The sequence below is a fragment of the Dyadobacter sediminis genome, assembly GCF_005860765.1.
Classification (GTDB): domain Bacteria; phylum Bacteroidota; class Bacteroidia; order Cytophagales; family Spirosomataceae; genus Dyadobacter; species Dyadobacter sediminis.
Genome location: NZ_VCEI01000028.1, coordinates 588,782 through 599,356, shown reverse-complemented (window position 1 = coordinate 599,356; position 10,575 = coordinate 588,782). Strand labels below are relative to the sequence as shown.

6 protein-coding genes are annotated in these 10,575 nt (G+C 46.6%); 1 reads left to right on the top strand and 5 read right to left on the bottom strand.

Annotated elements, in window-relative coordinates; all coding sequences use genetic code 11:
* The coding region (locus tag FEM55_RS19490) for a RagB/SusD family nutrient uptake outer membrane protein (RefSeq protein ID WP_229209342.1) at positions 1–1,204 on the bottom strand (1,204 nt) is incomplete at its 3' end.
* A complete protein-coding gene (locus FEM55_RS19485; protein ID WP_138283051.1) occupies positions 1,191–4,403 on the bottom strand; it encodes a SusC/RagA family TonB-linked outer membrane protein in 3,213 nt (1,070 codons plus the stop codon). The genes FEM55_RS19485 and FEM55_RS19490, both read right to left, overlap by 14 nt.
* Positions 4,404–4,958: 555 nt before the next feature.
* Here FEM55_RS19485 and FEM55_RS19480 point away from each other — a divergent pair.
* Positions 4,959–6,326 carry a vanadium-dependent haloperoxidase gene (locus FEM55_RS19480; protein WP_138283050.1) on the top strand — a complete coding sequence of 456 codons (1,368 nt, stop codon included), beginning with the start codon at positions 4,959–4,961 and terminating at the stop codon, positions 6,324–6,326.
* On the opposite strand, the gene nadB is transcribed toward FEM55_RS19480, so the two are convergent.
* The 3 genes from nadB to FEM55_RS19465 form a co-directional block, all read right to left on the bottom strand.
* A complete protein-coding gene (gene nadB, locus FEM55_RS19475; RefSeq protein ID WP_138283049.1) occupies positions 6,305–7,879 on the bottom strand; it encodes an L-aspartate oxidase in 1,575 nt (524 codons plus the stop codon). The two genes, FEM55_RS19480 and nadB, sit on opposite strands and share 22 nt — an antisense overlap.
* Before the next feature lie 31 nt (positions 7,880–7,910).
* Complete coding sequence (nadA, locus tag FEM55_RS19470; protein WP_138283048.1) at positions 7,911–8,906, bottom strand: quinolinate synthase NadA; 996 nt, start codon at positions 8,904–8,906, stop codon at positions 7,911–7,913.
* A 154-nt stretch (positions 8,907–9,060) separates the two neighbouring features.
* Positions 9,061–10,482 carry an inorganic phosphate transporter gene (locus FEM55_RS19465; protein ID WP_138283047.1) on the bottom strand — a complete coding sequence of 474 codons (1,422 nt, stop codon included), beginning with the start codon at positions 10,480–10,482 and terminating at the stop codon, positions 9,061–9,063.
* Positions 10,483–10,575 lie beyond the last annotated feature (93 nt).

Genomic DNA, 10,575 nt, shown 5'->3' with positions numbered 1-10,575 from the left:
CATAGAGCACCGTGGCATAGAAACGCGGGTCACGGTTGGCGTAAGGACTGGCTTTCTCAACCGGGTTGGTCCAGTTGAATGGCGTTCCGTCCATCATCTCGTAGTCATCCACCAGAAGGCCGATCGGTGTGTTGCCTGCCCAGTTGTGGTAGCCGTTCGGACCGTTGTTCAGACCCGTCTGGCGTGCACCTTCGCTCAAACTCGGCGTAAAGTAGCGGCCAAAGATGATCTCGTTTCCGGCCGATGCGTCCAAGGTCTTGTCTGTGCTTCCGCCCCCCATCGAGATGGAGATGTAGTTCAGCTTGCCTTCCGCAGCACTTACCGGCGCAGTCAGGTTCAGCTTGTAGCCCCGGCTCGCCGTCAGGTCCACGACCGCCTTGGCTGCGGCCTGTGCAGCCTGCCAGCGTGCCTTGCGGTCGCCGGAAAGATACCCCAGAAACTCAGGCTTGGCATAAGCAGCGATCACGCTGGACTTGGCCTTCGCAGTCGGGATGTCGTGCAAATCACTGGCCGCATACAACAGGATACGGGATTTAAGTGCCAGCGCAGCTTCTTTGGTCGCACGGCCTTTAACCAGCGTCTTGCCTTCCAGCAGCATGGCCGCACTGTCGGCATTGCTCACAATGAAGCTCACACATTCCTCAAAGGTGTTGCGGGCCACGGCATAATCCTCGTTCAAATCATATACCTTGGTGATCAGCGGGACAGAACCGTAGTAGCGCACCAGCTGCTGGTAGTAGTAGGCCCTCAGAAAGTAAGCCTCGCCCATCAGCCTGCTTTTCAGCGTCTCATCGGTGAAAGTGGCTGTTTTCAGGTTCTGGATCGCGATGTTGGTCGAGCGTATGCGCTGGTACATCGGGCTCCATCCGTAGGTATCGTCCACCCAGCCCAGGTTGGAAGGGCTCAGACTTCCTTCGTTGACCGTGTTGATGTTGCGGCCCGTATGCGTGAAAACCGCTTCGTCGGTGAGCGAAGCCAGCATCTGCTCGCTGAAACCACCCTGCTGAAGACCGGAGTAAATACCGGTAACAAAGGCCTCTGAAAGTGCGCCGTCGGTCCAGACCTGCTCGCTTGCAATCTCGCTCGGCGGCGTTACGTCCAGAAATTCCGTGTCGCAGGAAGATAAACCTCCGGTAATCAGTGCAGCAATGACAATTATATTTTTAAAATTCAATTTCATGATTTTTATCTTAGAATGATACACGAACACCAGCGTTAACGATTTTTGACTGAGGATAGTATTGGCCGCTTGTTGTAGTTGCTTCCGGATCCCAGATCTTGATCTTGTCAATTGTGAAAAGGTTCAGTCCGTTTACATAAACCCGCAATCTGCTTAATCCTAGTTTGGAGCCTATTTCCGAAGGCAGGTTATAGCCCAGCTCAATGTTTTTAAGACGCAGATAATTGTTGCTTTTCAGGAAGTAATTATTGAAACCTGCCGTTCCGGTATTGGTATAATAAGCATTGTTCCGGTTCGTAAGGCGCGGATATTCACTGGAAGGATTGTCAATGGTCCAGCGGTGATCGTAGTCGTATTTCAGATAGTTACCAATGTCACCGGATTCTGTCAGACCCACCAGCTGAAGACCGCCCGTAGCTCCCTGGAATAACACAGACAAGTCAAATGCTTTGTAACCCAAGTTAATGGAAGCACCGCCTGTAAACCATGGACGCTGTACTTTTTCACTGCGGATACGGTCATCTGCATTGATCTTGTTGTCATTATTAACATCCCTGAACTTCATGTCACCCGGGCGCAATGTTCCGGTAATAGGCTTGTAATCGATTGTATTGGCATCAATTTCAGCCTGATCCTTGAAAACGCCGTCAAACTGATAAACCAGAAACGATCCGTAAGGCATGCCTGTTGATCTTTGATACGATGGTGCACCCGGTGTTTCATCCCAGTATTTGATCTGGTTTTTGGCATATCCTCCGTTCACACTGACAGAGTACGTAAAATCGTTGATGCTTCCGTCGTAGCTAACTTTGAATTCCCATCCTTTGTTCTGCAGTTTTCCAAGGTTTTGAGGAGGAAGCTTGCCGTCGATACCCGCAGATGAAGGCGTAGAACCTACTTTCGGGATCAGGATATTGGAACGGTTATTCACAAAATAGTCGAATTCAAAGGCTACTTTATCGCGGAACAATGTTCCCTCGATACCGAAGTTGCTGTTGTTTGCTACTTCCCAAGTAAAGCTGTTGTTTGCTACACGTGATTCAAGAAGCGTTTTGGCAACCTGATCGTTGATCACGTACTGACCAAATCCCATTGTGGACAGATACTGGTATTCAGCAAGTGTTTCGGTTCCGAGGAAATAGGGCTCTGCTCCCATCTGTCCCCACGATCCGCGCAGTTTCACGTTGTTCACGAAACGGACATTGTTTTTCCAGAATTCCTCTTCCGAAATTCTCCATCCGGCAGAAATACCCGGGAAGAAACCGAAACGGCCGTCTTTCGGAAATACATAGGAACCGTCTACACGCCAGAGAAATTCAGCCAGGTATTTTTCTTTGAAGTTGTAACCCGCACGGCCGAAATAGCTCAAACGGGCACGTTTGTACAAATCGTAATTTCCAATGTTCTGCTCAGGCGTTCCACCCGCAAATAGCTGATCAACAATTGGTGAAAGGAAATAGCGGCGGTATGCAAAGAAACCGTCAGCATCCACTTTCTCGCGCTGGATACCGGCCATTACATTGAAGTTATGCGACCCGATTGATTTCTCATAGGAAACCTGACCCGTAAGCTGAATGGAAAGTTCCTGGGCAGAGTTTTCCTGTAAACGCGGATCGCTGAACGTAGAACGAACCGAACCGGTCAGCAGCGGACTGGTGCCGTCTGCTTCAAAGGACTTTTTATCCCAGTAATACAATGTCCACGGTTTCTGAAACGATTTCTGGCGTGACAGTTTCTTATCAAGCGCAGCCATTGCCGTTACTTTCAATCCGTTTACGCCCGGAATAAGAATATCAATTGTTCCGTTGGTCTGGACAAAATCTCTCTTGTCATTGTTGTAACCGGTTGTATTGGTAGTAATCACAGCAGGGTTCTGGCCGTTTTCAATGTCCGGACCCGGACGTCCATCCGGCCAGATAGCGATTTCAGTCGGCTTTCCGCGCATCAGCATACGGAAAATATCACCGGCACCACCGCCGTTCGGAAAATGCCTGAACTCTTCACGCAGCGCAACACCAAGATTTGCGCTTACATATTTGTTGATTTTGGTATCCAGATTGACACGCATGTCATATTGCTTGTAACCTGTTGCCGAATTCACATAATATCCGTCCTGATTGATATAACCCAATGAAGCAAGGTATTTGATGTTTTCGCTTCCTCCTGTCAATTGTACATTATGACGTTGCTGAGGCGCCCAGTTGCGGATTACTGATTTATACCAGTCTGTATTCGGATGCAGCAAAGGATCAGAACCGTCACGGAATTTCTGCATGTCTTCCGGGCTGAATGTTGCTGTCAGCACATTTTGATTATCTGTTCTCGTGTAAGATCCGGTCGTATTGAATCCTTGCAAAGCATTTCCCCACTGTCCAACCGGAAGGTTGTCATAAATCTGCAACTCATTACGAATTGTTGCATATTCCGATGCATTGGACATTTCAGGCGTACGTGTCGGCCTCGCCAATCCAACATTGAAATCATAGGATAATTGCGGCTTGCCCGATTTTCCGCGCTTGGTTGTGATCAGGATTACCCCGTTTCCTGCACGCGAACCGTAAATAGCAGCCGCGGCATCTTTCAGAACGGAAATACTTTCAATGTCAGCAGGATTGATACGGTCCAATCCACCGCTACGGTTGGGAACACCGTCCACAACGATCAGTGCATTGCTGTTACCCAGCGAGTTCGTACCCCGGATACGGATCGCTGATCCGTCATAGCCCGGCTCACCGCTGGACTGTACGGCAGAAACGCCCGGAAGACGGCCACCCAATGTATTGGAAAGGTTGGCAGCCGGCGCTTTCTGAAGTTCCGCTCCTTTTACAGCTGTAACCGAGCCGGTAAGGGTAGCTTTCTTTGCCGTTCCATAACCCACAACCACTACTTCTGTCAAAGCTTTGGTATCAGAAATCAGCGTAACATCCATACTGGACTGATTTCCAACGCTCATTTCCTTTGTTAAATAACCGATAAAAGAAAAAACCAGTGTTCCGTTCTTTTCAGCAGCAATGGAATAAAGCCCGTCATTATCCGTAACGGTACCAGCCGTAGTTCCTTTTACGACCACACTTACACCAGGCAGTGCCACGCCCGTATCATCTTGGACCTTCCCTTTGATGACGTTCTGGGCATATACACCCGCCAGTGAAGCCATCACCATGGAAAGAGAAAAAATACTCCGCATCAGATTGCGAAATATCCGTTCAGTAGAAAATCTCATAAATAGATTGTTAGGTTGAGATAAAAAATTGTAAATCTGGATTGCGTGATTCGGCACACCGGAGTGCACATAAACGCTCATCGGATTCAGGTGAACGCCTGTCCGGAATAGTAAAAATGAAGTTTTTGGAAAGGAGAATTTTTACATAAGTTGAAATTAATGGGTTATAAAAAAATATTTCAGGCATTTATAAATCGAACCAGGCCAAGGAAGCCGGACCATCTTATTCCTATTGGCTGATTACAGATTCCTGATGGATAAGTACCAGATTCTGAAATTTACCTGATTAATTATGCAAAAAGATATTAAAATTTTAACAAATAAAAGCATTCCCGTTTTTAGAATATGCATTCTAAAAAAATAACAATAATTTTATAAATAAAAGGACAATTCTGATTTTTGTAGCCGTTAGTTTACTTATTGAACAAATTGGTATATAACAGACGAAATCAGATTGAAACAAATGTCTTGTTGAAAAATCAATGAAGCCAGTTGAAAATTGTTGCTTATATTCGCGATGTTTTTTGATTACTTCCAACACCTTTGCATACACGAATGAAATTTCGCTTACTCTTTCTGATCTTCATCGGTTCACTGTACGCTTGCAAAAAAAATGTTACTCCCGAAGAGTACAATGCAAAAGCCGCTGATCCGGGATTATTTCACGAAACAACCACGCATCTTACCGATGTAATTATCCATGACATTTTCAAACCCCCGGTCGCAAGCCGGATTTACAGTTATTCTTTTCTGGCTGCATACGAAGCGTTGGCTCCCGGCTACCCTGAATACCAATCACTTGGAAACCAACTTGTAAAATTCAACGCGCCGCCCAAGCCTGATTCCGGAACTGCTTACTGCTTTCCGCTTGCCAGCATAAAGGCTTTTACACAGGTTGGAAGAACGCTGACTTTCTCCGGCGATATGTGGGATAACTACGAAAAAGACCTGTTTGAAAAGTACCGGAAAATGGGAATTCCGGACGACGTATATGAACGTTCAATGGCCTACGGCGATACGGTGGCAAAACATGTACTGGCGCACGCAGCCAAAGACCATTACAAGGAAATACGCGGTTATCGCTATACGGTAACCAACAAGCCCGGAACCTGGGTACCGACGCCGCCCACATACGCCGATGCCTGCGAACCGATGTGGAATACCGTCCGGACATTTGCACTGGATTCCGTAACGCAGTTTTTGTGCCCGCCACCCGCCGAATACGATCTGAATAAAAACAGTAAATTCATGGGGCTTGCCATGGAAGTTTATAATATGGGGAAAACACTGACTGAGGAACAAAAAGCAACGGCCTATTTCTGGGATGACAATGCATTTGTAACCAATGTCGTGGGCCATGCCATGTTTGCAAATAAAAAGATGACGCCGGCCGGTCACTGGCTTGCCATTGTAAAAACGGTTTCAATTGATAAAAAACTAAATCTTATACAAGCAACAGAAGCGTATACATTGAGCGCACTGGCCATTTTTGACGCTTTTGTAGCCTGCTGGGACGAAAAATACAGAACGGTGAGGATCCGGCCGGAAACGGTTATCAATAACAACTGGGACCCGAACTGGAGACCATTTCTGGAAACACCGGCTTTTCCGGAATATGTAAGCGGGCACAGTTCCATTTCAGCAGCCTGCGGTACTGTGCTTACGCAGCTGATCGGGGATAACGTTGCTTTTACCGACACAACCGAAAAGAAATACGGGCACGGCGTCAAGTCTTTCAAATCCTTTGAAGATGCTTACTGGGATGCTTCCATAAGCCGTGTTTATGGCGGAATCCATTACCGCGACGGCGTTGAAGAAGGAACGCATCTTGGTCAGAAAATAGGCCAGAATGTACTACAAAGAGCCATTACGCGTAAAAGCCGTAACGTACTTGCAAAAAATCAGGCATTGTCCAGATTGTAATGCAAACCGATATTCTCTCTTCGTGCCATGGCCATTTTGATAATCAGGTAAGAAACCGAGATCATATTGCGGAGCTCACAGATTGCAACTGAAACCTTGGATTCTCTATACAGTTGCTCATGTTCCTGATGCAACAGTTCCAGACGACTGTAAGCGCGTTTCATACGACGGTCTGTACGCACAATGCCCACGTAATTAGACATAATGCTGTTCAGTTCACGCGTCATTTCCGTTACCAGAACCTGTTCTTCAGGATGCGTTGTGCCGGAATCGTCCCATTCCGGAATATTTTCCGGAATACTGGCATTTTTATAACTCAGGACAGTGTCTTCGTAAGCTCTGTGTCCGAAAACAACGGCTTCCAGCAAAGAATTGGAAGCAAGCCGGTTTGAGCCGTGCAATCCCGTACAGGAGCACTCCCCGACTGCATACAGAAAGTTAATGTTTGTTTTGCCCCATTCATTCACTTTAACCCCGCCGCACATGTAATGCTGCGCAGGCACAACCGGAATCATATCTCTTCTGACATCAATTCCAGCGTGTAAACAATATTCTGTAATGTTTGGAAAATGTTCAAGAAACTTGTCGTAATCGCAATGGCGAACGTCCAGATAAACATGATCAACGCCGTTTTTCTTCATTTCCGAGTCGATGGCGCGGGCTACAATATCTCTGGGCGCAAGTGAAAGGCGACTGTCATAATTCTCCATGAAAGTACTTCCGTCCGCTCTTTTCAGGACACCGCCAAAACCACGCACCGCCTCTGAAATCAGAAAGGAAGGTTTTTGTCCCGGCTGGTAAAAACTGGTCGGATGAAACTGAATGAATTCCATGTTATCGCAAATCCCTTTTGCACGATATGCCATGGCAATGCCGTCGCCGGTTGCAATCGTCGGATTGGTTGTACTTTGGTAAATATTCCCGATGCCGCCGGTTGCCAGCAAAGTTGTTTTTGCCAGAAATTTCTCCACCTGACCCGTTTCCCGGTTCAGAACGTATGCGCCAAAGCACTGAATATCTTCACGGTAGCGGTATACGGTTTCGCCCAGATGATGCTGTGTTATTAATTCAACAGCATAATAATGCGTAAAAATCTGAATGCTTTTATGCCGGCTTACTTCCTCAAGCAGCGCCCGCTCGATCTCAGCGCCGGTTATATCTTTAAAGTGCAGAATGCGGTGATCGGAATGCCCGCCTTCTTTGGCCAGATCGTATTCACCTCCACTTTCCTTATCGAACCGCGTTCCGTAATCGATCAGCTCCTGAATTCTTTTCGGCGCTTCACGGACCACGATCTCTACAATATTTCTTTTATTCACTTCATCCCCCGCATCCATTGTGTCCTGAATATGCTTTTCAAAGGAATCCGATTCCGCCCAAACCACAGCGATTCCGCCTTGTGCATATTTGGTATTGGTTTCGTCCGCCTGCACTTTTGTGATGACAGCAATGGAAACTTCCTGCTTCAGACCGTCAAAATAGCGCGCAAGTTTGGCAGCATAACTTAGTCCGGCAATTCCCGAACCGATAATCAGAAAATCAAATTGGGGCATAAATCAAATCAATTAGGGGTTGTTTACAAATCTAGATGCCTTTGCTCAGTTCCAGCATGCGTGCAACAGATTCATAAGCTTTAAGCCTGATATTTTCCGGAACAAAAATTTCGGGCTGCTCGTAATAAAGCGCATTATATACTTTTTCAAGCGTATTCATTTTCATGTAAGGGCATTCGGAGCAGGCGCAGGTATTATTGTCAGATCCGGGCGCAGGAATCAGCTTTTTATCCGGAACGGATTGCTTCATTTTGTGCAGGATGCCGGCTTCTGTTGCCACAATGAATTTATCATGCTTCGATTCTTTGACAAATTTCAGAAGCCCGGTTGTGGAGCTTACAAAGTCGGACTGTAACAGAATATCTTCCTTGCATTCGGGATGTGCGATGAGCAGTGCATCCGGGTTTTCTTCTCTGAGCTTCTGGAGTTTTTCTCTTGAAATATCAATGTGTACAATACAGGCGCCGTCCCACAACACCATATCACGGCCTGTTTTATGCGCAACGTACCGGCCCAGGTTTGCATCCGGGGCAAAAATAATTTTCTGATCTTTCGGAAGACTGTCTACAATCTGCAATGCATTGGAAGAAGTACAGACAATGTCTGTCAACGCTTTGATTTCAGCAGAACAATTGATATAACTGATTACAATATGATCCGGATACTGCGCCTTGAAAGCTGCAAACTTGTCCGCCGGAGCCGAATCGGCCAGTGAACAGCCTGCATTCAGATCCGGAATGACTACTTTTTTATTCGGGCTTAGAACCTTTGCCGTTTCGCCCATAAAATGAACGCCGCAAAAAACGATCATGTCCGCTTCTGTAGCTGCGGCCTGCTGCGAAAGACCCAGACTGTCGCCAATGTAATCGGCTATATCCTGTATTTCTGCATCCACATAATAATGCGCCAGAATAACCGCATTTTTCTCTTTCTTCAAACGGTTTATTTCGGCAATCAAATCAATATCCTCTGCAACTGCTTCGGTCACGTAGCCGTAACGGTTTACCTGCTCTTCAATGGTTGTCATTATAATGAATTATTGGCTTTTAGTTATTCTTAAAAATCCACGCTCAATTTACAATATTAAACCAATGAAAAGCAAAGAAAGTGCGGCACCTTTCCATCGGGTACCGCACTTTCTGGCTTTTAGCCTGTTTTAAAAATATATTAATTCGGATTTCTCAGAGTATCCAGCGAAAGAACACATACAAGGTTCCGGATAAAACCATCGTAACAGGAAGTGTGAGAATCCAGGCGATCACAATGTTCCGGATCGTCCCGCCCTGAAGGTTTTTCACCCCTTTACTGGCCACCATGGAACCGGCGATTCCGGAAGAAAGCACGTGGGTTGTACTTACCGGAAGTCCCATATAAGATGAAACGCCGATGGTGCTTGCCGCAACAAGTTCGGCCGAGGCACCCTGTGCGTATGTAAGATGCTGCTTCCCGATTTTTTCACCGATTGTAACCACGATTCTTTTCCAGCCGACCATAGTTCCGAGGCCGAGCGAAAGTGAAATCATCAGAATAACCCAATCCGGCGCATAATCCGTATATCTTCTGATCCCGCTTTCGCCGGCAGACTGATTTTTCAGAAATGCTTCGTCGCTGGCACCCAGATTGGCGTGTCCGTTGTCCAGGATCGTCTTCATGTTCCGGCTGATCAGCAAAAGCGAGCGACGGGCGTTCATACGCTGTTCCAGCGGAAACTGGTTGTTGACCAAAGGTTTGCTGATCTGCGCAGTCAGGCCGGCAATTTCATCTTTTATGGTCTGCAAATGGCCGCGGTCGGTAATGGAAAGTCTTGAAGGATCAATGCGGTTTACAATTTGTCCGATCTGGATCAGTTCGCTTTTCATTTCCACCGGATTTTTGCTGCTGTCCATGGCAAAATGCGCCGGCACGATGCTGATCAGAATGAGCATAACAAGCCCAACGCCTTTCTGTCCGTCGTTAGAGCCATGAAAAAAACTCACCAGCGTACAGGTTGTAATCAGAATAGCACGGATCCAGATCGGCGGCGGCTGATTTTTTTTGGGCTCGCTGAATACGATTTCGCGCAAAGGCTTGGAAAGTGTACGCCGGATAATGAACATAATGATGATGGCAAGCGCAAACCCGAATATCGGTGAAGTAAGCAGCGACATAAACAGTTCTTTTGCCTTTGACCAGTTTACGCCTGCTCCGTAAGAGTTTTCCGGCATAAAGGTAAATGCCAGCCCGACACCCAGAATGGAACCGATCAGCGTATGCGAACTGGAACTCGGAAGTCCGAAATACCATGTTCCAAGATTCCAAATGATTGCGCTCAGCAACAATGCAAATACCATTGCGGCGCTGTGATATACATTCTGGTCAATAAGCAGTTCAACGGGTAGCAGGTTTACAATCCCCATTGCAACGGCAATTCCCCCGAAAAAAACACCCAGGAAATTCATGAATCCTGACCATATTACGGCAATATTGGGTTTCAGGGAATTGGTGTAAATCACAGTAGCCACTGCATTGGCAGTATCGTGAAAACCATTTACAAATTCAAATGCACAAGCCGCCAGAATACTAAAAGCAAGGAGGAGAAAAATGTCGGTTTCAAGACCAAACATAAAGGCAGAATATAAGTTATTTAAAAGAACTTTCAGCTAATGATTGCAATGTGAACTAAGGTTTTTACACGCTTGCGAAAACTGATTTTGGGC

Coding starts and splice junctions, on each gene's coding strand:
- FEM55_RS19485 (WP_138283051.1), bottom strand. CDS start 4,403: ATGAGATTTTCTACTGAACGGATATTTCGCAATCTGATGCGGAGTATT.
- FEM55_RS19480 (WP_138283050.1), top strand. CDS start 4,959: ATGAAATTTCGCTTACTCTTTCTGATCTTCATCGGTTCACTGTACGCT.
- nadB (WP_138283049.1), bottom strand. CDS start 7,879: ATGCCCCAATTTGATTTTCTGATTATCGGTTCGGGAATTGCCGGACTA.
- nadA (WP_138283048.1), bottom strand. CDS start 8,906: ATGACAACCATTGAAGAGCAGGTAAACCGTTACGGCTACGTGACCGAA.
- FEM55_RS19465 (WP_138283047.1), bottom strand. CDS start 10,482: ATGTTTGGTCTTGAAACCGACATTTTTCTCCTCCTTGCTTTTAGTATT.